The organism is Phenylobacterium sp., assembly GCF_037189685.1.
Taxonomy (GTDB): domain Bacteria; phylum Pseudomonadota; class Alphaproteobacteria; order Caulobacterales; family Caulobacteraceae; genus Phenylobacterium.
Map to the genome: position 1 here is coordinate 20,145 of NZ_JBBCIT010000013.1, position 24,571 is coordinate 44,715.

The 24,571-nt window shown below is 71.2% G+C and carries 23 protein-coding genes; 11 read left to right on the plus strand and 12 right to left on the minus strand.

Annotated elements, in window-relative coordinates:
* The first annotated feature begins 113 nt into the window (after positions 1-113).
* Complete coding sequence (locus WG212_RS09000; protein ID WP_337186759.1) at positions 114-1,934, plus strand: calcium-binding protein; 1,821 nt, start codon at positions 114-116, stop codon at positions 1,932-1,934.
* Between the two features lie 244 nt (positions 1,935-2,178).
* Here the strand turns inward: WG212_RS09000 and WG212_RS09005 are convergent, their stop codons facing one another.
* Entirely contained in the window at positions 2,179-3,210 is a 1,032-nt protein-coding gene (locus WG212_RS09005) for a M23 family metallopeptidase (protein WP_337186760.1), read from the minus strand.
* 40 nt (positions 3,211-3,250) lie between these two features.
* Positions 3,251-4,000 carry a sulfotransferase domain-containing protein gene (locus WG212_RS09010; protein ID WP_337186761.1) on the minus strand — a complete coding sequence of 250 codons (750 nt, stop codon included), beginning with the start codon at positions 3,998-4,000 and terminating at the stop codon, positions 3,251-3,253.
* Positions 4,001-4,395: 395 nt separating this feature from the next.
* On the opposite strand from WG212_RS09010, the gene rfbF reads away from it, so the two are divergent.
* The 7 genes from rfbF to WG212_RS09045 are packed head-to-tail and all read left to right on the plus strand — an operon-like array spanning position 4,396 to position 9,909.
* Complete coding sequence (rfbF, locus tag WG212_RS09015) at positions 4,396-5,163, plus strand: glucose-1-phosphate cytidylyltransferase (protein WP_337186762.1); 768 nt, start codon at positions 4,396-4,398, stop codon at positions 5,161-5,163.
* A complete protein-coding gene (gene rfbG, locus WG212_RS09020; RefSeq protein WP_337186763.1) occupies positions 5,130-6,206 on the plus strand; it encodes a CDP-glucose 4,6-dehydratase in 1,077 nt (358 codons plus the stop codon). Before rfbF ends, rfbG begins: the two co-directional genes overlap by 34 nt.
* Positions 6,203-7,444 carry a class I SAM-dependent methyltransferase gene (locus WG212_RS09025; protein ID WP_337186764.1) on the plus strand — a complete coding sequence of 414 codons (1,242 nt, stop codon included), beginning with the start codon at positions 6,203-6,205 and terminating at the stop codon, positions 7,442-7,444. Before rfbG ends, WG212_RS09025 begins: the two co-directional genes overlap by 4 nt.
* Positions 7,444-7,980 carry a dTDP-4-dehydrorhamnose 3,5-epimerase gene (gene rfbC, locus WG212_RS09030; RefSeq protein WP_337186765.1) on the plus strand — a complete coding sequence of 179 codons (537 nt, stop codon included), beginning with the start codon at positions 7,444-7,446 and terminating at the stop codon, positions 7,978-7,980. The genes WG212_RS09025 and rfbC overlap by 1 nt, the downstream gene beginning before the upstream one ends.
* Positions 7,967-8,458 (plus strand): acyltransferase, encoded by a 492-nt coding sequence (locus WG212_RS09035; RefSeq protein WP_337186766.1) that lies wholly within the window; start codon positions 7,967-7,969, stop codon positions 8,456-8,458. The genes rfbC and WG212_RS09035 overlap by 14 nt, the downstream gene beginning before the upstream one ends.
* Positions 8,455-9,249 (plus strand): NAD(P)-dependent oxidoreductase, encoded by a 795-nt coding sequence (locus tag WG212_RS09040; protein ID WP_337186767.1) that lies wholly within the window; start codon positions 8,455-8,457, stop codon positions 9,247-9,249. The genes WG212_RS09035 and WG212_RS09040 overlap by 4 nt, the downstream gene beginning before the upstream one ends.
* A gap of 6 nt (positions 9,250-9,255) precedes the next feature.
* Positions 9,256-9,909 carry a hypothetical protein gene (locus tag WG212_RS09045; protein ID WP_337186768.1) on the plus strand — a complete coding sequence of 218 codons (654 nt, stop codon included), beginning with the start codon at positions 9,256-9,258 and terminating at the stop codon, positions 9,907-9,909.
* 6 nt (positions 9,910-9,915) lie between these two features.
* Here WG212_RS09045 and WG212_RS09050 read toward each other — a convergent pair whose 3' ends face one another.
* From WG212_RS09050 to WG212_RS09060, 3 genes are all read right to left on the minus strand, one after another.
* Positions 9,916-12,201: a tetratricopeptide repeat protein gene (locus WG212_RS09050; protein ID WP_337186769.1), complete on the minus strand. Its 2,286-nt coding sequence runs from the start codon at positions 12,199-12,201 to the stop codon at positions 9,916-9,918.
* An 86-nt stretch (positions 12,202-12,287) separates the two neighbouring features.
* Positions 12,288-12,554: a SemiSWEET transporter gene (locus WG212_RS09055; protein WP_337186770.1), complete on the minus strand. Its 267-nt coding sequence runs from the start codon at positions 12,552-12,554 to the stop codon at positions 12,288-12,290.
* Positions 12,555-12,576: 22 nt separating this feature from the next.
* Positions 12,577-13,242, minus strand: a complete 666-nt coding sequence (locus WG212_RS09060) for a sensor histidine kinase (protein ID WP_337186771.1) — start codon at positions 13,240-13,242, stop codon at positions 12,577-12,579.
* 155 nt (positions 13,243-13,397) lie between these two features.
* On the opposite strand from WG212_RS09060, the gene purD reads away from it, so the two are divergent.
* On the plus strand, positions 13,398-14,675 hold the full coding sequence (gene purD / locus WG212_RS09065) for a phosphoribosylamine--glycine ligase (protein ID WP_337186957.1): 1,278 nt from the start codon (positions 13,398-13,400) through the stop codon (positions 14,673-14,675).
* A 220-nt stretch (positions 14,676-14,895) separates the two neighbouring features.
* Here the strand turns inward: purD and WG212_RS09070 are convergent, their stop codons facing one another.
* Entirely contained in the window at positions 14,896-15,333 is a 438-nt protein-coding gene (locus tag WG212_RS09070) for an SRPBCC domain-containing protein (protein ID WP_337186772.1), read from the minus strand.
* Positions 15,334-15,403: 70 nt separating this feature from the next.
* On the opposite strand from WG212_RS09070, the gene WG212_RS09075 reads away from it, so the two are divergent.
* Positions 15,404-16,486, plus strand: a complete 1,083-nt coding sequence (locus WG212_RS09075) for a phosphotransferase family protein (RefSeq protein ID WP_337186773.1) — start codon at positions 15,404-15,406, stop codon at positions 16,484-16,486.
* Positions 16,487-16,510: 24 nt separating this feature from the next.
* Here the strand turns inward: WG212_RS09075 and lpxK are convergent, their stop codons facing one another.
* The 6 genes from lpxK to nudC all read right to left on the minus strand — a co-directional run bounded on the left by lpxK (position 16,511) and on the right by nudC (position 23,369).
* Complete coding sequence (gene lpxK, locus WG212_RS09080; RefSeq protein WP_337186774.1) at positions 16,511-17,503, minus strand: tetraacyldisaccharide 4'-kinase; 993 nt, start codon at positions 17,501-17,503, stop codon at positions 16,511-16,513.
* On the minus strand, positions 17,500-18,753 hold the full coding sequence (locus WG212_RS09085; protein ID WP_337186775.1) for a glycosyltransferase N-terminal domain-containing protein: 1,254 nt from the start codon (positions 18,751-18,753) through the stop codon (positions 17,500-17,502). The genes lpxK and WG212_RS09085 overlap by 4 nt, the downstream gene beginning before the upstream one ends.
* The gene (locus WG212_RS09090; RefSeq protein WP_337186776.1) at positions 18,750-19,733 is read right to left on the minus strand and encodes a cation diffusion facilitator family transporter; all 984 of its coding nucleotides are present in this window, start codon (positions 19,731-19,733) and stop codon (positions 18,750-18,752) included. The genes WG212_RS09085 and WG212_RS09090 overlap by 4 nt, the downstream gene beginning before the upstream one ends.
* 50 nt (positions 19,734-19,783) lie before the next feature.
* Positions 19,784-20,485: a lysophospholipid acyltransferase family protein gene (locus WG212_RS09095; RefSeq protein ID WP_337186777.1), complete on the minus strand. Its 702-nt coding sequence runs from the start codon at positions 20,483-20,485 to the stop codon at positions 19,784-19,786.
* On the minus strand, positions 20,482-22,257 hold the full coding sequence (locus WG212_RS09100) for an ABC transporter transmembrane domain-containing protein (protein ID WP_337186778.1): 1,776 nt from the start codon (positions 22,255-22,257) through the stop codon (positions 20,482-20,484). Before WG212_RS09100 ends, WG212_RS09095 begins: the two co-directional genes overlap by 4 nt.
* A 185-nt stretch (positions 22,258-22,442) precedes the next feature.
* Positions 22,443-23,369, minus strand: coding sequence for an NAD(+) diphosphatase (gene nudC / locus WG212_RS09105; RefSeq protein ID WP_337186779.1), 927 nt, complete (start codon positions 23,367-23,369; stop codon positions 22,443-22,445).
* A 193-nt stretch (positions 23,370-23,562) separates the two neighbouring features.
* Here nudC and yghU point away from each other — a divergent pair, with 193 nt between their 5' ends.
* Complete coding sequence (gene yghU, locus WG212_RS09110; protein ID WP_337186780.1) at positions 23,563-24,450, plus strand: glutathione-dependent disulfide-bond oxidoreductase; 888 nt, start codon at positions 23,563-23,565, stop codon at positions 24,448-24,450.
* The last annotated feature ends 121 nt before the right edge of the window (positions 24,451-24,571 follow it).

Consider the following 24,571-nt stretch of genomic DNA (forward strand, 5'->3'; position numbering starts at 1 on the left):
AACCTGCGCCGCAGCCGTGCTATGGCGCGTGGGGTAATGGACCGCTGGGATGCTCTGCCGCGTGTGGAGGTCAAGCGTTCCAGGGGTCCGTGTGACACAGACTGGAGAGACTAATGGCGACTTATCTTTTCGAGACAATCACGGAAGCGCAGGCTCTCGCCTACAACGCCGGTGCCGATCAGCTCGTTTTTGGCGGCGTCGGCGAGCGTGCGGCGACCACGTCCGTGATCTTCAATCCCGCGACGGCGACCTCCGCGGCGACGGTGACGCTCATCTCGGGCCTGACGGGCCGCGCGGTGACCTTCAGCAATTCCATCGCCACCGGCACGGCCGCTGAAGTCGTGTTCCCCGACAGCTCGTCGCTGTTCATCGGCGGCGCGGGCGACGACGCCGGCACCGGCGGTGCGGGCGGTGACGCCCTGTTCGGCGGCGCGGGCGCCGACACCCTCAACGGGGCTGGCGGCAACGACGTGCTGCAGGGCAACCAGGGCAACGACAGCGTCGTCGGCGGCACGGGCAACGACACCGCTTACGGCGGCCAGGGCAACGACGAACTCGACCTGGGCGACGGCAACGACTTCGGTCAGGGCAACGTCGGCAACGACACCATCACGGGCGGCGCCGGCAACGACACCGTCCTGGGCGGCCAGGGCGATGACGTCATCGACGGCGGCGCCGGCGACGACTTCATCAACGGCAACCTCGGCAACGATTCGCTCACCGGCGGCGGCGGCAACGACCAGATCTTCGGTGAAGCCGGCAACGACACCATCACCGCCACCAGCGGCGCGACCAACTCGCTCACGATCGACGGCGGGGACGGCAGCGACACCATCGTGGCGACGGCGGGCGTCGTGAACATCCTGGGCGGCGCGGGCGCGGACGACATCACGTTCACCGGCGCGGGCTTCGTCCAGGGCGGCGCCGGCGACGACACCGTCACCGCCACCAGCACCAGCTCCAGCCTGACCGTCCTGGGCGGCCAGGGCAACGACGTGATCGACGCCTCGGCGGCCTCGGCCGGCGGCGTGTTCAACGGCAACCTGGGTGATGACTCCATCGCCACGGGCGGCGGCAACGACCGCGTCTTCGGTGAAGACGGCAACGACACGATCGACGCCGGTGCGGGCAACAACACCGTCAGCGGCGGCGTCGGCGACGACGACATCACCGCCGGAGCCGGCAACGACAACATCGACGGTGGCGAAGGCAACGACACCATCGTGGCGGGTGACGGCGCGAACACGGTTGATGCGGGCGCTGGCAACGACAATGTCACCGCGGGCGCTGGCAACGACACCGTCACCCTCGGTGACGGCAACGACACCGCTGACGTGGGCGCGGGCAACGACACCGTCAGCGCGGGCGCCGGCAACGACAGCGTCATCGCGGGCGCTGGCAACGACGTGGTCTCGGGTGGTGAAGGCAACGACACCCTCGACGGCGGCGCCGACAACGACCAGATCGACGCCGGCGGCGGCAACGACAGCGTGGTCGGCGGGGCCGGCAACGACACCGTGCAAGGTGGTGACGGCAACGACACCATCGTGGGCGGAACCGACACCGACTTCCTGTCGGGCGGCAACGGCGCCGACCGCTTCGTGTTCACGTCGGGCGACTCCGGCGTCACGGCCGGTACGCTGGACCAGATCCTCGACTGGGAAGCCGTGGATACCCTCCGCTTCAACGGCCTGGGCGCCGCCACCGAAGGCTCGAACTACATCGAGCTGTCGGCCAGCACCTACGACGCCGCGAAGCTCCTTGCCGACGCTCAGATCAATGGCGGCGTCATCGACTACGTGGTGATCCAAGTCGGTTCGGACGTGGTGGTCTTCGCGGACACCGGCAACAACAACGGTACGGCGGAAGATGCCGTCGTCCTGGTGGGCCGCACCCTGGCCGACATCAGCGCGACGAACATCGTCGGCGCCTGACGGCCGGCCGATAGGCTGAACAAGGATCGGGCCGCCCCTCGGGGCGGCCCTTTTCTTTTGCGGCGTCCGTGCGCCGTGCACTCCCTCCGTCTCGGCCCTGCAGGCCGATCCACCTCACCCGAAGTGTTCCCTTCGAGGGAGGAGCTTGTCGCGTATCGCTCCTCCCCCGCCTTGCGGGGGAGGTGGATCGCGCGGCACGCGCGAGACGGAGGGGGTGCACGGCGCACGGGCCGCCGCAAAATCCCTAAAGCGTCGTCTGGAAGCGCCGTGACAGGACCACGACGCCTTTCCGCCAGACGCGGTATTCCGCCGTATAGGTCCCGCGCGGCCATCCGGCGGCCGGCCGCCTCTTCCCGATATAAAGCATCTCCTGGGCCCGCCAGCTGGCGAGCGGCGGCCGCCGGCTACGCGCCAGGCTGGCCCCGTCGGGGCCCTTGAGGTCCAGTTCCACCTCGTCTCCGGGAAGGAGGGCGATGGCCCGCGCATACGCCACGAGCACCAGCGCCCCCGCATCGGGAACGCCGATGGCGCCGCCTTCGATCTGGTCCATCGTGACCGGGGCCGCCGCGAAGCCGGCGTTGAGGATCGCGCCGGCCCGGTACGGCATTCGCGCCGCGGCCTCGGGAGTCCACAGTCCTGCCGCCCCGTCACCGCAGGCCTGGCCCTCGTCGGGACGGAACGGATCGACGACGCGCCCCGCGCGCCGCACGGTGAAGTGGAGGTGGGGATATTCGGTCTGGCCCGACAGGCCGATCCGTCCCAGCGGGGCGCCCGCCTCCACGGCCTGCCCGGCGTTCACGGCGATGCTGCCCCGGGCCATGTGGCAGTACTGCGTCTCCCAGCCGCCGTCGTGGGTGATCGCCACCCCGTTGCCGCATTCCTCTCCCGCCACGGAAGGCGCGCCGGCGGCCTTGACCGAGATGTCGGGTTTCCCGTCGCGCACGGCGCGTACGCGCCCCGCGGCGGCGGCCAGCACCACCACGCCCCGCCGCTGGGCCGCGAGGTCGGGCAGGCGGATGTCGACGCCGTTGTGACCTTCGTAGGTCATGGTCCCGCAGCGATGGTCGCGCACGCCGGGGCCGGGGTCGCGATCCACATAATGCTGTATCTCGCACGTCCGCCCCGGCTGGCAGGCCACGGGGAAGGTCAGCGGCGGCGCGCCGGAGGCCTGCGGGCCGGGAGTCCGTGCGCCGGGTGCCTGGGCCGTCGCCGGCGTCGTCAGGGCGGCGGACGCGCCGAGGGCGAACGCGGTGAGGACGGAAGGCGCGAGCCGCATGGGCGACTCCTGGGCCAGCCTCTGGGCCAATATATGACCGTCAGGCTTCGAAGCGGATACCGGTCAGGTCGGCCAGCCGTTCGCCGTCGCGGGCATAGATCCGCCGCAGGTGGGCGACGTCCCCGGGCGTCAGGTCGGAAGGATAGTCCGCCGCGCGTCCCACGTGCGATTCGCGCGCCGGGGGCGCCGCGGCGGGCCGCAGCCCGAGGAAGTGGCGCACCCTGTCCAGGGTCCCGCCAGCCTGCCGACGCAGGTCCTCGGATCTCAGGAACAGCAATTGCTCACGCGGGAACAGGCTCAGGAGCCGCTCGGCCTGCTCGCCGTAGAAGCCGCGCTCCACATAGCTGAACTCCCGATGGTGGCCCCAGGGCTCGGTCCGGAACAGCCGCTGCCGCCCCTCGCGGATACACCAGGCGAAAGGATGGGGCTCGACACCGCGGGCGTACTCCATCCGCCAGTGCGACCATGCGCGCTGGACCGGGTCGCGCATCACCACGATCAGCCGGATGGCCGGGTTGTAGGCGGCGATCCGCTCCAGGCTGTTCGGCCAATAGGTGTAGATGGGCGTGGCTTCCCCCCGCGGGCGTTCGTCCGGCGCGGGAAAGACGGCATGGTAGCGTCCGTAGTCCGGCGCGGACCAGTCCACGCCTTCGTCGTCGTCGAAGAAGTGAAGCTCCTTCTCCGCCGGCAGGGCGAGGTCGCCATAGTCTCCCAGGTAGTCGAAGAGGGCGGTCGTCCCGCCCTTCTGGACGCCGGCGATCAGGAAGCTGACAAGGGGCGGCGCGACCATCAGGGCAAAAGCTTCCGGTCAAGGTCGTCATCGGCGGACTTGTCCCGCCGATCCAGAGACGTTGCGCCAGGCCCGCATCGCACGGCGCGGCGGCTGCCCACCCTCTCGCCTTCGGCGCTTCCGGATCGGCGGGACAAGTCCGCCGATGACGAAGCAGATGGAAGGGGGGCCGCGCGCATGGAAGCCGGGTCCCGGATCCGCTCTTCGGGCCGTCGCGGATGACACGAAGGAATTTGCGATCGCCCTGGCTCGGCCATGCGCGTCCATCCCCCGCGGTGGCGTTTCGGGCAAGGGGCTTCTGACAGGCGCGCAGAGCCGCTAAGAGGGCAGATCAACCCGCGCGCTTTGAATCCCGACGGCGCGCCACAGGGCGGACGCATGAAGACGGTGGTGCTGTGAAGACCGTGATCCTGGCCGGAGGCCTGGGAACGCGCATCTCCGAGGAGAGCCAGTTCAAGCCCAAGCCCATGATCGAGATCGGCGGCCGGCCGATCCTCTGGCACATCATGCGCCACTACGCTCACCACGGCTTCGACGACTTCATCGTCTGCCTGGGCTACCGGGGCTATGTGGTGAAGGAGTATTTCGCCAACTACGTCCTCCACAACGCCGACCTGACGGTCGACATGGCCACCGGGGCGCTGGAGTACCACGCCACCAACCACGAGCCGTGGAAGGTGACCCTGGTCGAGACGGGCTCCGACACCATGACCGGCGGCCGCCTCAAGCGGGTGGCGAAGTATCTGGAGCCGGGCCGGCCGTTCTTCATGACCTACGGGGACGGCGTGTCCGACGTGGACCTCTCCGCCCTCCTGGCGTTCCACGAGGCGCACGGCCGCGAGGCCACGATCACCGCCGTCGCCCCGCCGGGCCGCTTCGGCGCGCTGGACATCCAGGACGGCCGCGTCGACCGCTTCGTGGAGAAGCCGCCTGGGGACCAGGGCCTGATCAACGGCGGGTTCTTCGTCCTGAACCCCGCGGTGCTGGACCGGATCGACGGCGATCCCACGATCTGGGAGCGCGAGCCGCTGGAGGGCCTCGCCGCCGACGGGCAGCTCATGGCGTTCCGCCACGACGGCTTCTGGGCGGCCATGGACACCCTGCGCGACAAGAACGTCCTGGAGGCGCTGTGGGCCTCGGGCGAGGCGCCGTGGCGGCGGTGAACCCGGGGTTCTGGGCCGGCAAACGGGTCCTGCTGACCGGCCACACGGGCTTCAAGGGCTCGTGGGCGGCCCTGTGGCTGTCGAGCATGGGCGCGGAGGTGACCGGCCTCGCCCTGCCGTCCGACCAGACGCCCAGCCTGTTCGAGATGGCGGGCGTCGAACGCCGCATCGACTCGCGGCTCGGCGACATCCGGGATCCCGCCGCGATCGATCGGGCGCTGGCGGGAAAGACCTTCGACCTCGTGCTGCACATGGCGGCCCAGGCGATCGTGCGCACCGCGATCGAGGATCCCGTGGCCGCCTTCGACACCAACGTCATGGGCACGGCGCGGCTGCTGGAGGCGCTGAGGGGCCAGACCGCGCTGAAGGCCGTCCTGACCATCACCTCCGACAAGGTCTACGCCAACGACGACGGGGGCCGCGCCTTCGCCGAGGGTGATCCGCTGGGGGGCAAGGACCCGTACTCGGCCTCGAAGGCGGCCGCCGAGATCGTCGTCCAGAGCTTCGCCCGCAGCTACTTCCCCGGCGTGGCGGTGGCCACCGCGCGCGGCGGCAACGTGATCGGCGGCGGCGACTTCTCCCGCGACCGGCTGGTGGCCGACATCGTGCGCGCGGTCCGCGCCGGCGAGGCGGTGACGCTCCGCCATCCCGAGGCGACGCGCCCGTGGCAGCACGTGCTGGACTGCCTGGCGGGTTATCTCACCTTCCTGGAGGCGCTGGCCGTGCGGCCCGACGCGCCACGGGCGCTCAACTTCGGCCCGCGCCCGGGCGGGGCCGAGGTTACGGTGGGCGAACTCGCCACGCTGGGCGTCAAGGCGCTGGGCGGCAAGCCGTGGCGTCACGAGCCCGACCCCGACTCCCTGGAGGCCCGCGCCCTCGCCATCGACGCCACGCGCGCACGGACGGCGCTGGGGTTCGAGAGCCGCCTGGACGCTCCCGAGGCCGTGCGCCTCACCATGGACTGGTATGCGCGCCAGGCGGCCGGCGCAGACGCGCGCGCCTTGTGCCTGGAGCAGATCGAAGGGTACCAAGCCCGCGCATGACCACCCCGCCGCCCTGCCGCTTCTGCCGCGCGCCGCTGACGCGCACCTTCCTCGACCTGGGCGAGCAGCCCCTGGCGAACAGCTACCTCACGCCCGAGCAACTGGCGGCGGGAAACGAGCCCGTCTTCCCGCTGCACACGCGGGTCTGCAACCGCTGCCTCCTGGTCCAGGCGGACCATGAGGTCCCGGCCGAGGCGATCTTCGATGCGGGCTACGCCTATTTCTCGTCGTTCTCTTCGGGTTGGGTCGAGCACGCCCGCCGCTACGCCGAGGCGATGATCGCGCGGTTCGGGCTCGGTCCCGATTCGCTGGTGGTGGAGGTGGCCAGCAACGACGGCTACCTCCTGAAGCACTTCCTGGCCAAGGGCGTGCCCGTCCTGGGCGTCGAGCCCACGGCCAACACGGCCGAGGCGGCCCGCGCCATCGGCGTGCGCACCGACGTGGTCTTCTTCAACGCCGAGACCGGCCGGGCGCTGGCCGCGCGGGGCGACCGCGCCGACCTGATGGCGGCCAACAACGTCCTGGCCCACGTGCCGGACCTCAACGCCTTCATGGCCGGCTTCCCCCAGGTGCTGAAGCCGCAGGGCGTGCTGACCTTCGAATTCCCGCACCTCCTGAACCTGATCGAGAAGGTCCAGTTCGACACCATCTACCACGAGCACTACTCGTACCTGTCGCTGCTGGCGGTCGAGCAGGTGCTGCGGGCGCACGGCCTTCGCCCCTTCGACGTGGAACTTCTGCCCACCCACGGCGGGTCGCTGCGGCTGTTCTGCTGCCATGACGCCGCCGCCCATGCCGAGACCGACGCGCTGCGGGCGCTGCGCGCCACCGAGGCCGACGCTGGCCTGGGCGTGGCGGAAACCTACGACGGCTTCGCGGCGCGGGTGGAGGCGGTCTGCGACAGCTTCCGGGCCTTCCTCTCGGCCGCCCGCGACGAGGGCCGGGCAGTGGCCGCCTACGGCGCGGCGGCCAAGGGCAACACCTTCCTCAACCGCTGCGGCGTCACGCGCGACGACATCGTCGAGGTCTACGACGCCAATCCGGCCAAGCAGGGCCGATACCTGCCCGGCAGCCATATCCCGATCAGGGCGCCCGAGGCGGTGAAGGCGACGCGGCCCGACTATGTGGTGATCCTGCCCTGGAACCTGACCGAGGAGATCACGCGCCAGCTCGCCTTCATCGGCGACTGGGGCGGCCGGTTCGTGGTGGCGTCGCCCGAGACGAAGGTCCTCTCCTGATGCGCTTCGTCCCGACCCCGATCGCCGGCGTGGTCAGGGTCGAGGCCGATCCCCATGCCGACGACCGTGGCCTGTTCGCGCGCTTGCACTGCCCGGAGGAATTCGCCGCTGCCGGCCTCGACTTCGTCCCGGTCCAGACCAGCGTGTCGCGCAATCCGACCGCCGGTACGCTGCGCGGTCTGCACTACCAGGCCGCGCCTCATGCAGAGACGAAGCTGGTCCGGGTGACGCAGGGGCGGGTGTTCGATGTGGCCGTCGACCTGCGGCGCGACAGCCCGACCTATCGGGGCTGGACCGGCGTGGAACTGAGCGCCGACAACCTGGCGGCCCTCTTCATCCCGGAGGGCGTCGCCCACGGCTTCCTGACCCTGGAGCCCGACACCGACGTCCTCTACCAGATCGCGCCGGCGTATCGCCCCGGCCACGAGGCCGGCGTCCGCTGGGACGACCCGGCCTTCGGCGTCGCCTGGCCGATGCGGCCGCAGTTGATCTCGCCGCGGGACGCCGGATATCCCGACTACGATGCTGAAGATTGATCCCACCGCCCGGATCTCGCCGATGGCCGACATCGAGGAATCGGTGCGCGGCACCCTGATCGAGATCGGGCCGCGGGTGATGATCGACAGCTTCGTGAAGATCAAGCCGGCCGGCGGCTCGGGCGACGTGGTGATCGGCCCCGACACCGCCATCAACTCGGGCACCGTGATCTACACCGGCAACGGGGTGACCATCGGCCAGGGTGTGGCCATCGCCGCCAACTGCACCCTGGCCCCCACCAACCACGCCATCGCCGACCGCGATCGGTTCATCAAGGACCAGGGCTTTCAGGCGTCGAAGGGCGGCATCGTCATCGAGGACGACTGCTGGCTGGGGTCGGGCGTCGTCGTACTGGACGGGGCGGTCATCCGGCGCGGCGCCGTCATCGCGGCCGGCTCGGTGGTGCGGGGCGAGGTCCCGGCCTATGCGATCTTCGCAGGCGCGCCGGCGCGCCGCATCGGCGAGCGCGGCGGATGAAGGCGACCGTCGTCGGCGCGGCCGGGTTCGTGGGCGCCCGCCTGGCGAAACGCCTGCGGGCCGACGGGTGGGACGTGTGGGCGCCGGCCAAGGGCGACGCCGACCTGCTGCGCCGGGACCTGGGCGTGGTGTTCTACTGCGCCGGCCTGACCGCCGACTACGACCGACGGCCCTTCGACACGGTGGAGGCGCACGCCAGCCTGGTCAGCCGCCTGATCGAGGCGGGCCGGTTCGAGCGGCTGGTCTACTGCTCGTCCACCCGGCTCTACGACGGCCAGCGCCAGGAGGTGGTCCATGAGGCCGAGCCCCTGACCTTCGATCCGGCCGACCCGCGGCGCGTCTACGACCTCTCCAAGGCCCTGGGCGAGAACCTGACCCTGGCGCGCACCGGCGGACGTGGGTCGGTGGCCCGGCTGTCCAACGTCTTCGACTGGGCCGACGGCGCGCCGGGCTTCCTGTCCGAGTGGCTGATCGCGGCCCGCGGCGGGCGCGACCTGGAGCTGGACTCCAGCCCGAACATCGCCCGCGACTACATCCACCTCGACGACACGGTCGCGGCCCTCATGGCCATCGCCGCCGCGTCGGCCGGCGTCTTCAACGTGGCCGCCGGCCGCCTGACCACCAACGCGGAAGTCGCCCGGGTGTTCGAGGCTGCGGGCTGGACCGTACGGTTCCGCGGTCAGGCCAACCCGCCCCCGCCACCCAACGCCAGCGTCGAGCGCCTCGCGGGGCTTGGCGTGCGGGCGCGGCCCGTCGAGGATGTGGTCCGCGCCTATCTGGAAGGGCTCTGAAGCGCCGTGCAGCTCCTGGACCATACCCGCGACAGCCTCGTCGCCTACCTCACCGCCCAGTGCGCGGCGATCACGCCCGACGGCCGCGAGGACGCCTTCCGCAAGGCCGTGGACGCGCACCTGGACGAGGCGCTGGAGCGGATGCACGTCTGCATCAACGCCTGCGCCCCCTGGCGGCCCGACCAGTTCAACGTGCTGCAGAGTTCGCAGCACTGCATCTTCCTCTACTACCTCTCGAACACGATCTGGAGGCGCTCGGGCGACACGGCGGCGGCCACGCGGCTGTTCCTGATGAACAAGGCCCTGAACGGGATCGACCTGTTCTACGAGATCCAGATGCCGCCGGTGTTCTACATCGGCCATTCGGTGGGCATCGTCCTGGCCAAGGCGACCTACGGGAACTACCTCGTCCTCTACCAGAACTCGACCGTCGGCCGGCACAAGGACCAGATCCCCGTGGTCGGCGACCGGGTGGTGCTCTATCCAAACACCGCCGTGATCGGCCGCGCGGTGATCGGCGACGACGCGGTGCTGAGCCAGGGTGTCAGCGCCGTGAACAGGACCGTCCCGCCCGGCGTCATCGCCTTCCGTGGCGCCGGAACCGACCTGGCCTTCCAGCCGCGGCCCGACGACCTGCTGAAGGAATACTTCCGCCTCTGACCTTGCCTATCCGCGCTTCGCGGTCACCGCGGCGTGGATCATGTCGTAGAAGTCCTTCGCGAACGGCTCGGTCTGGCCCAGCGGCCCCTGGCGCATCCGGTCGCGCAGCGAGCGCCGCAGCTCCAGCCGCCGCTCGCGGTCGGCGGCCAGGGCGACCGCGGTGTCGAGATAGGCCTCCCGCGTGTCGACGGCCAGGTCGCCGATCCCGCTGTTGGCCATGATCGAGGCGCTGAGGCGTTCGTAGAAGGCCGGCCCCGTCAGGCTGACCAGCGGCACGCCCATCCACAGGGTCTCGGCGGTGGTGGTGCCCCCGGTCAGGGGGAAGGGGTCGAGGGTGATGTCCACCTCGTTGTAGTAGGGCAGGTGCGCCCCGCGGATCGCATGCCAGACCAGCCGGTCGGGCGTCACGCCCTCCACGGCGAACTGCTTTTCGATGTTGCGCCGGAAGCTCTCGCCGCTGGCTTCGGGCCGGATGAACGCGAACTTCGACCCCGGCGTTGCGGCGACCACCTTCGCCCAGGTCCGCAGGACGTCGCGGGTGTACTTGTGCGGGTTGTTGGCGGTCCCGTAGGTGATGAAGCCGTTCCGCAGCTCGGGCGCCTCGCCGATCTCGACGGTGTTCGAGAAGAACCGCGCGCCCAGCGCGATCCAGCTCCGCGGCATCAGAAGCGGCGTCTCGATCAGCAATTCGCGCCGGGGCGGGGCGGTGATCGGGTCGCAGATGAACCAGTCGATCGTCGAAAGCCCCGCGGAGTGCGGATAGCCCAGCCAGCTCGCCTGGAGCGGCGCCGGGCGATAGGCCATCACCTCCAGCTTGTTCATGTGGGTGGACCCGCCCAGTTCGATGAGCAGGTCGAGCTGGTCCGCCGCGATCCGTTCGGCGGCCTGGGTGATGCTGGCCTCGGGCCACCAGCGATAGGCGGTCACCTTCTCGGTGATCGCCCTCTGCGCCGCGTCCTCTTTTCCCTGGTAGAAGGAATAGATGAAGACCTCGAACCGCTCGTTGTCGATGTGGTCGAACAGCGGCGCCGCGAAATAGCCCACCGGGTGGGCGCGCAGGTCCGACGACATGAAGCCCAGGCGGATCTTCGGGCCGAGCGGCCGCGGCGGCGGGCGCTTGAGGGTGCGGCGGGCGGCGGCCTCCTCCTGGGCCCGGCCCCAGATGCGGTGCTGTTCGACCAGCTCCAGCCGGTCGTCGTCGCTGCGCACGCGCGCGATCTGCTTCAGCAGCGCGGTGTGGCGTCCGCTCTGGGCCCAGTTGCGGCCCAGGGTCCTGAAGTCGCCGACGGCGTCCAGCGCATCGTAGTCGCAGACGCGCACGAAGACGTCGGTCATGATCTTGTTGGTGGAGTCCGTGAACTCCGGCTTGCGCGGCAGGAGCGTCAGGGCGAGCTGGTAGGCGCGCTCGATATGGCCGCCTTCGTCGCCGAGGCGTGTGCGCTCCAGGCTCTCGACCAGTGCGGTGGCGTATTCGAGCTTGCCCGGCTCCAGTTCGTGCGCCCGCTCGAAATGCCGGTTGGCGCGATCGCGGTCCCAGTCCGAAACGAGGGAGCCGAGCTGGTACTGGAGCCAGGCCGCGTCGGGGTTGGATGGCAGGAGTTCTTCCAGGAAGGTCTGGCAGCCTTTCAGGTCGCCCCCGCGCCGCAGGGTCAGCGCCCGGGCCTCCAGCAGCTTCTGGGCTCCGGGGTTGGCGGCGAGGGCCGCGGTGAGCGCCTCCTCCGCTTCAGCTATGCGGAACTCCTCGGAGAGGCAGCCGGCGAGGTCCAGCCAGGCCTCCACATTGTCGCGCTTGATGCCGACGGCCGCCCGCAACCGGGTCAGCGCGGGGTCGATCTTGCCCTGCCGCGCCAGGGTGCGGCCGAGCTGGCGATGGTACTCGCTGTTGCGCGGCTCGGCCCGGACCAGCTTCGAGAACACGGCTTCGGCGCGCGCGTGCTCCCCCAGGTCCAACAGGACGTTGCCCAGGTTCTGCTGGGCCGCCGGCGCATTGGGCTTGAGCTTGACCGCCCGTTCCAGCACGGGCACGGCCTCGCGCTGGCGCTTGAGCTTCCTCAGCATGACGCCGTGGATGTTGAGCAGGTCGTAGTCGCGGGGATAGCGTTCGAGGCCAGTCGCGGCGTGCTGTTCGCCCTCCTCGAACCGCCCGGCGTTGTAGAGCTGGACCGTCAGGATCCTGTAGACGTTGGAGGGCTGGCCCGGCGCCTCGGCCACGGCGGCGATCAGGTGCCCGATCGCCTCGTCCCGCCGTCCCGAATTCAGCGCCGCCTGCGCGGCCTGCAGCCTGTCGCTCATTCCGTGACCTTCGAGCCCGCGCGCCAGATTCCGCGCGTGAGCGCCCGACTTACGGCTCCGGCCGCGCCGTGGCTAGGACAAGTAGATTATGCCGCGCGCGAGAAGCGCCACTTCAGGGTCAGGATCGTGGCGGACAGGGCCAGGCAGACGATGTTGGACGCTGCCACCGGCCAGCTTCCGATCATCACGCCATAGGCCGTCCAGAGGCAGAAGCCGGTCACGGTGACCGCATACATACGCAGCGAGACCGAGGTGGCGTCGCGTTCGCGCACGATCTTGGCGATCTGCGGCACGAAGCTGGTCATCGAGCACAGGGCGGCGCCCGTGCCGATCACATTGGCGATGAGAGACATGGTGTCCTGGGAGGCATGGGCCTCAGGCCCGGGGCGCTGTGCTGTCCATGGTGACGGTAACGGCGATCCGCACGCCGGGTTGCCCCGGAACGCCGCCGGTCTGCAATCGTCCGCGCACCTGCTGAGCCATGAGCTGCGCCACGGTCAGTCCGAAAGCCGGCGTCGGCGCCCGGTCGCCCGTTCCGTCGTCCACCCCCACCCCGTCGTCGGCGACGCTCAGTTCGAAGCCCTCGCCGATCCGGCGCAACGCGACGCGGATGCGACCGTTGCGGCCGTCGGGATAGGCATGGCGCAAGGCGTTTCCGACGGCTTCGCTGACGATCAGGGCCATGGGCGCGGCGTTGCGGCCGGGAATGGTCACGCTTTCGAGGTCGAGGTCGATATCCACGCCCTCGCGACCCGCCGAACCCGCCAGATCTCCGACGATCTCGCGCACGAGCGCCGCCAGCTCGGCTTCCTCGGCGTCCTCGCTCCAGGCCACGTGCCGATGCGCCACGCTGACCGCCGCGACGCGGCTCTGAACCGCCTTCAGCGCCTGGCGCACATCGTCGTCCGACACCCGCCGGCCCTGAAGCATGACGATCGACGAGATGAGCTGCAGGGTGTTCTTCACCCTGTGCTCGGACTCGCGCTGCCGGGCCGTATGCCGCTCCAACGCGTTCGCCTCGTCGTCGCTGGGACTGGCCATACCCTCTCCCGTCGCAGGCCGGGCAAACCCTACCCCCCGCAACCTGGGCGCGGGGTGCGACTCGACGTCGCAACGGGCGAAACACGTTACACCGCGAATCGTGCATCGGAGCAGCGTCTTGACCGGAAGGGCGCATGCGGGCCAAAGCCCCGCCCATGAACATCCTCCTCGTGGGTTCGGGCGGCCGCGAGCATGCGCTGGCCTGGAAGATCGCCGCCTCGCCGGCTGTCCGCCGTCTGGTCGCCGCGCCCGGCAATCCGGGCATGGCCGCGCAATGTGAGCTTCGGAACGTGGCGGCGACCGACGTTCCGGCGCTGGTGTCCTTGGCGAAGGAGATCGCCGCGGATCTCGTGGTGATCGGCCCCGAATCGGCGGTGGCGGCAGGCCTGGCGGATGCGCTGGAGGCCGAGGGCGTCCGCTGCTTCGGCCCCACCGCCGGCGCCGGCCAGCTCGAATCGTCGAAGGCGTTCACCAAGGCCTTCTGCGACCGCCACGGTCTGCCCACCTCGGCCTATGCGATATGCGACAGCGCCGAGTCGGCCTTCGCCGCCCTGGACAGGTTCCGGCCACCCTATGTGATCAAGGCCGACGGCCTGGCCGCCGGCAAGGGCGTGGTGATCGCCCAGGACCGCGCCGAGGCCGAGGCCGCCATCGACGACGCCTTCGGCGGCCGCTTCGGCGCCGCCGGCGCCCGCGTGGTGCTGGAAGAGTTCCTGGAGGGCGAGATCGGCTCGCTGTTCGCCCTTTGCGACGGCCGGGACTCGATGATCTTCGGCTGGGCGCAGGACCACAAGCGCGCCTTCGACGGCGAACAGGGGCCGAACACCGGGGGCATGGGGACCTATTCGCCCGCGCCCGTCTTCACGCCCGAACTGGTGGAGCAGGTGCGCACGCGCCTGGTCGAGCCGGCCTTCGCCGGAATCGCCGCCGACGGCTTCCCCTACCGCGGCGTGCTGTTCGTGGAGCTGATGGCCACGAAGGACGGGCCCAAGCTGGTGGAGTTCAACGTCCGCTTCGGCGACCCGGAGTGCCAGGTGCTGATGCTGCGCCTGGAGAGCGACGTCGTCCCCTACCTGCTGGCCTGCGCCGAGGGACGCCTGGCCGAGATGCCGCCCCCAGCCTGGCGCGACGAATCGGCCGTGTGCGTGGTGATGGCGGCCGAAGGGTATCCCGGGACACCCAGGGCCGGCGGCGCGATCCGCGGGGCCGACGCCGACTTCGGCCCGCAGACGGCGGTCTTCCATGCCGGCACGAAGCAGGGCGACGACGGCGTGCTGCGCGCCGCGGGCGGCCGTGTGCTGAACGTCTGTGCGCGCGGCGTGACGCTCCAGGCGGCGCGGGACGCCGCCTATGCCGCCGTGGACGCCATCGACTTCCCCGACGGCTTCTGCCGCCGTGACATCGGCTGGCGCGCGCTGGGGCCGCGAGCCTGACGGGAACCACCAGACGCACGAAGGGCCGGAGTGTGCTTCGAGCCTCCGCGCGAGCGGAGGCTCCGTCATGCAACCGCGGAGAACACGAAGGAACGCGGAATCACGGCTTCGCCTTCCGCGCCTTTCCGCGCCTTCCGCGGTTCCTTGAAATTCGAGGGGCGCCGCTTCGCGGCATCGCCGGGGGGGCGCCATGCCGTTTCGTGCCCTTTCGTGATCGACCCTACCCCGCGCCCTCCGCCACGGCCCGCAGGGCAGGCAGGGCCACGTCGTGCCAGGCGGCGGCGAGGGCGCCCTGGACGGCGGCGGCCTCCCGCTCGTCGAACTGATTCCAGCCCGCATGGATCAGGCGCACATGGGTGCCGCCGGCGATGCGGGTCAGGCGGATGTCCACGAACGTGTCGGGCGTGTCGGGGAAGCGCCAGGCGAAGGAAAGGCGCCGCGGTGCGTCGATCACCTCGATACGGCAGGCGATGGCCTCGGTGACGTCGCCGGCCGCGCGACGCCCTTGATCGGGCTGGAGATAGAAGACGTGGCCGGCCAGCGGCGCGAACCTCAGACAGCCCATCCATTGCACGACCAGAGGCGGTTCGGTCAGCGCCCGCCATACCCGTTCGCGAGGTGCGGCGATCTCGATGATCGAAGAGACCTCGTCCGGCATGCCTTGCTCCCCCGCCCGGCGCGGGTAAAAGGAATTTCAAACAAGCGTACGACGAACGGAAGGGAGCGCCATGTCCGTGACCGCGGATCTCGCCGCCGAACAGGCCCGCGAACAGGCCAATACCGGCACCAAGGATGTGGCCGAGTCCCACCGCTTCGACGAGGTGGCGCTGGACGCCTGGATGAAGGCCAACGTCGAGGGCTATCAGGGACCTCTGACGGTGCGCCAGTTCAAGGGCGGCCAGTCCAATCCGACCTATCAGCTCACGACGCCCGGTCAAAAGTACGTCATGCGCCGCAAGCCGCCGGGCAAGCTGCTGCCGTCGGCGCATGCGGTGGACCGCGAGTTCAAGGTGATCTCCGCCCTCTACCCCACGGGGTTCCCGGTGGCGCGGCCGTTCGCGCTGTGCACCGACGACGGCGTGATCGGCACCTGGTTCTACATCATGGATATGGTCGAGGGCCGGGTGCTCTGGGACCAGAGCCTGCCGCAATACGCGCCGGCCGAGCGCAACGCGATCTTCAAGGCCAAGATCAAGACCCTCGCCGACCTCCACAACACCGACTACGTCAAGGTGGGCCTGGAGGACTACGGCAAGCCGGGCAACTACATGGCCCGTCAGGTCGATCGCTGGACCAAGCAGTACAAGGCCTCCGAGACGGTCCACATTCCCGAGGTCGAGCGCCTCATCGAATGGCTGCCCAAGACCGTGCCGCCGCAGGAGCGGACCTCGGTGGTCCACGGCGACTATCGCCTGGACAACATGATCTTCCATCCCACCGAGCCGCGCGTATCCGCTGTGCTGGACTGGGAACTGGGCACCCTGGGCGAGCCGCTGGCCGACTTCACCTACATCCTGATGAACTGGGTGAACGGGACGATCTCGACGATTCCCGACCTCAAGGCCCACGGCATCCCGACGATGGACGAGGCGGTCGAGTACTACTGCGGCCTGACCGGGCGCTCGGGCATCGCCGACCTGAACTGGTTCTTCGCCTACAACAGCTTCCGCCTCGTCGGCATTCTCCAGGGCATCCTCGGCCGTGTGCGCGACGGCACCGCCAACCATCCCGACGCGGCGAACATGGGGCCCCGCGTCGAGGCGCTGTCCAAGCTGTCGTGGTCCTACGCGCAGAAGGCCGGGGCGGCGTAGTCCGCGTCGCGCCGATCCAGCCGCTCAGCCCACAGGCCGGGCCAGCCGTGCGTCCAGCGCGGCCTCGTCGTCGAACACCGCCCGCACGGGCCAGGGCGCGACACGGTCGCGCCAGGCCGGCGGCAGGCGCATCCAGTCCTTCTCGGTGGTGATCAGGCGGGCGTTCGCGCGCAGGGCGTCGGCGGCCAGGATCCGGAGCTCGCGCTCGCCATACGCGTGATGGTCGGGAAAGGCCCGCATCCCGACCACCTCGCCGCCGGCCGCGCGCAGCGTCCGCTCGAACTTCCACGGCTTGCCGATCCCGGCGAAGGCGACCAGCGGGCCAGCCGGTGGCGGGCCGGCCGGAACCAGCCGGGCGACCAGGACCGGCTTCGCCGCCAGTCGTGCGAGCAACGCGGGATCAGGCGCCGTCACGTCGGCCGGCTGCATCAGGACCACGGCGTCGGCGCGGGCCAGGCCGGTGTCGAGCGGCTCGCGCAGGGGACCGGAGGGCACGACGCCCTCGGCGCCGAAGGGCCATTCGCCGTCGCGCGTCTCGCCGTCGACCACCACCAGGGACAGGGTCTTGGCGACCGCAGGGTTCTGATGGCCGTCGTCCATCACCACGACGGGCGCGCCGGCCTGGGCCGCCGCAGCGGCGCCGGCCGCCCGGTCGCGCGCCACCCAGACCGGGACATCCCGCGCGAGCATGAGGGGCTCGTCGCCCACGTCGGCGGCGGTGTGTCGTTCGGGCTCGACGCGCAGCGGCCCGCCGAGCCGGCCGCCATAGCCGCGGGTCAGGACATGGGCGCCCAGCCGGCGGGCGATCTCGCGGGCCACGGGCGTCTTGCCCGCGCCGCCGACGGTCAGGTTGCCCACGCAGATGACCGGGACACCGGGGTCGAACGGGCGCCCACGTTCGAGCCGCCGCGCCGTGGCCCGGGTCCAGGCGGCCGAGAGAGGGCGCAGAAGGATACGGGCGATCCGGCCCTTGGCGGGATCGCGGGCGTACCACCAGCGCGGCGTCGAGAGCTTCATGCGGGGAGCAGGGGTTCGAGACGGGCGAGCGCGTCGTCCAGCGCCGCGGACTGGCGATCGGCGTAGTCCAGCGCCGCGTCGCCCATCCGCCGGGCGATCCGGGCGTTGTCCAGCAGGCCGCGGATGTGGCGCGCCAGCGCCTGGGCGTCGGGCGCGACGATGGCGGCCGCCTCCGCCTCGAGCTCGGCATAGAGGTCCTGGGCGTTGAAGACGTGCGGTCCGGTGAGGATCGGCTTGCCCAGGCGCGCCGGCTCCAGCGGATTGTGCCCGCCAACGCCGTCCACGAAGCCGCCGCCCATCACCACGACGTCGGCCAGCCGGAAGAAGAGGCCGAGTTCGCCCAGGGTGTCGGCCACGTGGATCGGTCCGGCGGGCGCCGCGCCGGTGGACCGGCGGTCGGCGCCCAGGGCGGCCGCGACGTCTGCGCCCCGCCCGGGATGTCGCGGGACCACGATCAGGAGCGCCTCTACAGGGTCGCGGACGGCCTGGCGGAAGGCCTCTGCGACGATGGTCTCCTCGCCGGGATGGGTGCTTGCGGCCACGACCACGCGACGACCGCCCAGGATTTCGCGCAGGTTCCGCAACGCGTCCGGATCGGCCGGCAGGGGTTCGCCCACGCGCTTGAGGTTGAGCTGCGGCCCGCAGGCGCCGCCCAGGCTCACCAGTCGCGCCTCCGAAGCCGCATCCTGGGGCAGGATCAGGTCGAAGGCGGCCAGCAGGGTCCGCGCCGCCGTCGGCCAGCCGCGCCAGCGGCGGGCGCTGGCCTGGGTGATGCGGGCGGACGCCAGCGCCAGCCGCACGCCGCGGCGCCGGGCGGCCAGGATCAGGTTGGGCCAGAGTTCGCTCTCCACGAACACGCCCAGCGCGGGCCGCCAATGATCGAGGAAGCGCGCCACGGCCCGGGGGCCGTCCACCGGCGCGAACTGGTGGATCACGCCGGGCGGCAGCCGGCGGGCCAGCAGCTCGGCCGCCGTCGCCGTGCCCGAGGTGACCAGCAGGACGAGGTCGGGGCGCCGCGCGCGGAGCGCCGAGATCAGGGGCAGCAACGAGGTGGTCTCGCCCACGGAGACGCCGTGCAGCCAGACGAGCGGACCTTCGGGCCGCGCCAGCGACGTCCGGCCCAGCCGCTCGGCCAGTCGCGCCGGAGCCTCTTTCCCGCGTCGCGCGCGGCGGCGCAGGAGGGCCGGAGCGAGGGGTTCCAGCAGGCTCGTGGCCAGGCCGTAGAGCGCGAGCGGGAGAGGACGGCTCACACCGGCCCGGCGTGGTGGGCCAGCCGGCAGGTGCGGGCGGCGTCGGTCTCGACCTGAAGGGTGGCGTGGCCGATGTTGAAGCGGTGCGCCAGCTCCTCGCTGGCCTGGTGCAGGAAGTCGTCGGCGTCGGCGTTGTCGGGCCGGAGCAGGTGGGCGGTCATGGCGGTCTCGGTCGTGGAGAGCGCCCAGACGTGCAGGTCATGGACGTCCTCGACGCCCGGCAGGCCGGCCAGCCATGTCCGCACCTCGTCCACGTCGACGCCGCGGGGCGCGGCGTCGAGCGCCAGGTCGATCGAATCGCGCAGCAGGCCCCAGGTGCCGACCACGATCACCACGGCGATCAGGAGGCCCAGGGCCGGGTCGATCCAGAGGATTCCCGTCCGGCTCATGGCGAAGGCGCCCACCACCACGGCCAGCGACACGCCCGCGTCGGCCGCCATGTGCAGGAACGCGCCGCGGACGTTGAGATCGGAATGGCTGCCGCGCATGAACAGCAGCGCCGTGGCGCCGTTGATGAGCACGCCCAGGCCGGCGGTGATCATCACCAGTCCGGTGGCCACGGGGGCCGGCTCCTGCAGCCGGTGGATCGCCTCGGAGACGATGACGCCCACGGCGACCAGAAGCAGCACGGCATTGGTCAGCGAGGCCAGGATGGTCGCCTTGCGCATGCCGTAGGTGCGCCGCCCGGCAGGCGCGCGCTTCGCCAGGACCGCGGCGCCCCAGGCCAGCAACAGCGACAGGACGTCGGACAGGTTGTGCCCGGCGTCGGCCAGCAGGGACAGCGACTGGGTCCAGAGACCGACGGCCACTTCGGCGACCACGAAGCCGGTGTTGAGCACCACCCCGATCAGGAAGGCGCGGCCCATGTCGTCCGGCGGGGCGTGGTGGTGATGCCCGTGGCCGTGGCCGTGGCCGTGGCCGTGCGCATGCCCATGCCTGTGCGCATGCCCGTGGACGTCATCGTGCGCGGCGTCGGCCATCGGGCCTATGTCTCACCGACTCCGGCGGGGATCAATCTCAGGGCCCTGCCTCAGCGCGAGACCAGGGCCTCGGCCCGCCGGGTTGCGGCGGAGAGGCGGGCGGACCAGTCCTGGATCAGCGCCGCGACCGCCGCGTCGTCGGCGTCGGGGGGGACATCGAGCGGGCCGTCCCAGACCACGGCGCCGCGGCCGAAGGGGGCCGCGAACATGACCTTGTCCCAGGTGCTTTCCAGCCGCCAGGCCGGCGCGGCGGCGATGCCCATGAGGAACACCGGCCGGCCCGACCGTCGGGCGATCTGCAGCGAGCCGGCGGCGATCACCTCGTTGGGGCCTCGCGGGCCATCCGGCGTGACGACCAGCGCGCCGCCGTCCTTCACCCAGTTGGTGGCCTCGCGGATGGCGGCCACGGCCTGCCGCGCCTTGGCCGTGTCGCCGGGCTTGGCGGACGAGACGCGGATGGCGGGGAAGCCCGACATGGCCAGCGCCCGCGCGATGAACTCGCCGTCGGCCGAGGGCGAGATCAGGCAGCGGGTGCGCTTGCGCCACCACTGCGGCGCGGTGGCCAGGCACAGGGGAATGCGCCCGTGCCAGAAGAGCGCGATGGCGCCGGCGGCGTCGTCGGCCAGCACGGGCTCGACGCAGCCGAGGTTCTCGTGCCGCCAGCGCACGGTGCGCAGCACCAGCTTCAGGTAGGTCCCGAGCAGCCAGCCGAGGAAACCCTGGACGCCGTCGGATCGCAGGAGGGCCTTCAAGCCGCCGGCTCCGCCTCCAGGTCCTGGCCCTTGGCCAGGCGCGCGTAGAGACCCCGGCGGCGCACGAGCGCGGCGTGGTCGCCGGTCTCCACCACCCGGCCCCGGTCGATCACATAGATGCGGTCGGCGCCCCGCACCGTGGCCAGCCGGTGCGCGATCAGGAGGGTGGTGCGGCCCGACATCAGCCGTTGCAGGGCGGCCTGCACCTGGGCCTCGCTCTCGGTGTCGAGCGCGCTGGTGGCCTCGTCCAGCAGCAGGATCGGCGCGTCCTTCAGGAAGGCGCGGGCGATGGCGATCCGCTGGCGCTGGCCGCCCGACAGGCGTGCGCCGCCTTCGCCCACCAGGGTGTCGTAGCCTTCGGTCAGGTCGGCGATGAAATCGTGCGCGGCGGCGGCGCGTGCGGCCGCCTCGATCTGGGCTGCGGTCGCCTGGGGCCGGGCATATGCGATGTTGGCGCGGATGGTGTCGTCGAACAGGAACGGCTCCTGGGTGACCAGCGCGATGCGGTCGCGCAGCGAGGCCAGCGTCACCTCGCGCACGTCCTGGCCGTCGATCGTCACCCGGCCGGCGGTGGCGTCGTAGACGCGCGGGATCAGGTTCAGGATGGTGCTCTTGCCGCCGCCCGAGGGGCCCACCAGGGCCACGATCTCGCCCCGCCGGGCCTCCACGTCCACGCCGTCCAGCGCCGGCGGGCCGTCGGCGGCGTACGAGAAGCCGACGCCTTCGAACCGCACCCGCCCCTCGCCGACGGCCAGCGGCCGGGCGGCGGCCTGTTCGCGGACCTCGGGCTCCACGTCCAGGGCGGCGAACAGGCGGCGCGCCGCCGACATGCCTTCGGCGAACACGGTCTGGAGGTTGGCGAGCTGGCGCAGCGCCTGGCTGGCCATGGTCAGCGCCGCCACGAAGGAGAAGAAGGCGCCGGCGTTCATCTCGCCCACCGTCGCCCGCCAGCCGGCGTAGGCGAACACGGCGGCGACGATCAGGGTCATCAGCAGTTCGGTGGCCGGGGCGGCGCGGGCGCGGGCGTTGGCGCCCTTGGTCAGGTGGCGCTGGCGCCGCGCGACCACCTCGGCCACGCGACCTTCCTCGTAGGCCTCGCGGTTCTCCAGCTTGACGACGCGGACGCCGTCCAGGCTCTCCATGATCGCCGACGACAGCGCCGAGGTCTCGGCCATGGCGCCCCTGGCGGCCTTGGTGGTCCGCTTGGCGAAGCGACGCATGATCAGCGAGGCCACGGGCGCAGCGCCGAGCAGCAGCAGCGACAGCATCCAGTCGTTGGCCACCATGACCAGGGTCGCGCCGACGAAGATCAAGAGGTTCTGGGTGTAGTTCACCACGCCGGCGGTCGCCGCCTCGCGGATCAGGCCGGCGTCGTAGAGCACCGACGACACGAAGCTGCCCGAATGGCGGCTGCGCAGGTGGGCTAGGTCGGCGCGCACCAGCCGGCCGAAGAGCTGGACCTGCACGTCGCCCACCACGGCGTTGCCGATGCGATTGACGAGCGTGGCCTGGACCACCTGGGCCAGGGTGCGGCCCACGGCCAGGGCGGCGATGGTGAGCGGCAGCCACAGGATCGCGCCGGGCTTCCGGAACACCAGCAGGTCGTTCGTGGCGGGCTCGATGATCCGTACCAGCTCGGCGCTGGTCCAGGCCACGACGACGGCGGCCAGGAGGGCGACGGTCCAGCCCTTCCACCGCGGGGCCAGATAGACCCGCGCCACCCGCCCGATCAGGGCGCGCGCGCTCAGCTCCGGCGGGGCGGCCTCGCTCATCGCGCTGGGATCGGACGTCGCGCGCCCGGCGTCAACTCCCCGTGGTCGTTGCGCCCAGCCTCCGCGAGAGCCGAGGCTCAGTATCTTTTGTCCACGGATGCACACGGAGACACACGGATGGCGCGGCGGCCTTCATCCGTGTGCATCCGTGGACCTTGAAATCGGAAGGTCGCCGCTTCGCGGCCTCAGCCCTCTTCGGCCCAGGCGCGGATGAGCTGGTGGGCGATGGCCATGCGCGGGGGGCAGAAGACGCCTTCCAGCTCGCCGGCCAGCAGGCCGCGGGCTTCGGCGCGGGTGAACCAGCGGACCTCGGAGAGCTCGGTCTGGTCGGGCGTGCCCTCGTCGTCCTCGACCTCGGCGATCAGGCCGATCATCAGCGACGACGGGTAGGGCCACGGCTGGGTGGAATGGTAGCGGACGCTGATCGTGCGCAGGCCCGCTTCTTCCGACAGTTCGCGGGCGCAGGCCTCCTCGATGCTCTCGCCGGGCTCGAGGAAGCCGGCGAGGGCCGAGAACATCCCCTTGGGCCAGGCCTCCTGGCGGCCCAGCATGCAACGGTCGCCGTGGGCGGCCAGCATGATGACGACCGGGTCGGTGCGCGGGAAATGCTCGGCCTGGCACGACGGGCACTGGCGTTTCCATCCACCGTCGCGCGTTGTCGAGGGTTGGCCGCAGGCGGCGCAGAACTGATGCTTGCGCCGCCATTCGAACATGGCCTTGGCGGTGGCCAGGATGGCGGCGTCGGTATCGGGAAGCTGCAGCGCGATCTGGCGCAGCTCCTTGAACTCGCCCAGGCCCTGGAGCGGCCCCTGGGCCGGGTCGTTCGAGCCCTCGATGTCGACCGCGAAGACGGCGGTCTCGTTCCAGAGGCCCAGGAACAGCAGGCGTTCGTTCCCGCCGGCCAGCTCGCCCACGAGGCGCGAGGGCAGGTAGGCGATCTGTTCGCCGCCGTCCTTGGTCTTCTCGACGAAGGCGCGGCCGTTCCACAGGGCCACGCCCAGGCTTTCGGAGGAGCCGAGCTGGCGCGACAGCCAGTCGGCGTCGCCCCTGCGGTCGCTGGCCCGGTCGAGCGGATTGCCGGCGAAGGTGTTGCGGAAGAACGTGAGCGGCATGGCCCCGTTCATAGTGCGCCTTGCCCGCCGGCCCAACAGGGTTCCGCGCGCGTCCGCGATGGTCGCCGCGGGCGAGGGGGATTTCCGCGGCGATTCCACGCCCGCACGGGTGACACGCGGGCGTCCCGTCCCCAAATTGGCGGGACGCGCCCGGACGCGAGGCGCGGAGCCGTAAAGAACGAGGACGCCGATCATGGCCGACGACGCCGCGAAGCCGCCACCGAACTTCCCCGCCGACTACACGCCGCCGCCGGTGTGGCAGTGGAACAAGGAGAGCGGCGGACGCTTCGCCGCCATCAACCGCCCCATCGCCGGTCCCACCCACGACAAGGTGCTGCCCGTGGGCGAGCACCCGTTCCAGCTCTACTCGCTGGGCACGCCCAACGGCGTGAAGGTCACCATCATGTTCGAGGAGCTGCTGGCCGCGGGCCACGGGGGCGCCGAGTACGACGCCTGGCTCATCAACATCGGCCAGGGCGACCAATTCGGATCGGGCTTCGTCGACATCAACCCGAACTCCAAGATCCCGGCCCTGCTGGACCGCTCCGAGCCCAAGCCGGTGCGCATCTTCGAGTCGGCCTCGATCCTGATGTACCTCGCCGAGAAGTTCGGCGCCTTCCTGCCGACCGACCGCGCGGCGCGGGCCGAGGTGATCTCGTGGGTCATGTGGCAGATGGGCTCCGCGCCCTACCTGGGCGGCGGCTTCGGCCACTTCTACGCCTACGCGCCGATGAAGATCGAATACGCCATCGACCGTTTCGCGATGGAGGTGAAGCGCCAGCTCGACGTCCTGGACCGCCGGCTGGCCGAGAGCGAGTACCTGGGCGGCGCCGACTATACGATCGCCGACATGGCGGTCTGGCCCTGGTATGGCCTGCTGGCCAAGGGCGGCGCCTATGAGTCGGGCGAGTTCCTGGACGTCCAGAGCTACCGGAACGTCCAGCGCTGGACCGAGCAGGTCGGACAGCGCGAGGCCGTGAAGCGCGGCCGCATCGTCAACCGCGCCCAGGGCAAGCCGGCGATCGCCGAGCGGCATTCGGCGGCCGACATCGACACGGCCCTGGCCGAGGCCGGAAAGTAGCGGACGTCCCCGGGCCTCCGCGCGGGCGGAGGCTCCCTCGTGGAAACCACGGCGGCGCGGAAACGCGCCGTCGCCGTCCTTGGTTTCCCGCGCCTTCCGGTCCGTTGAAGCGGGGACGCGG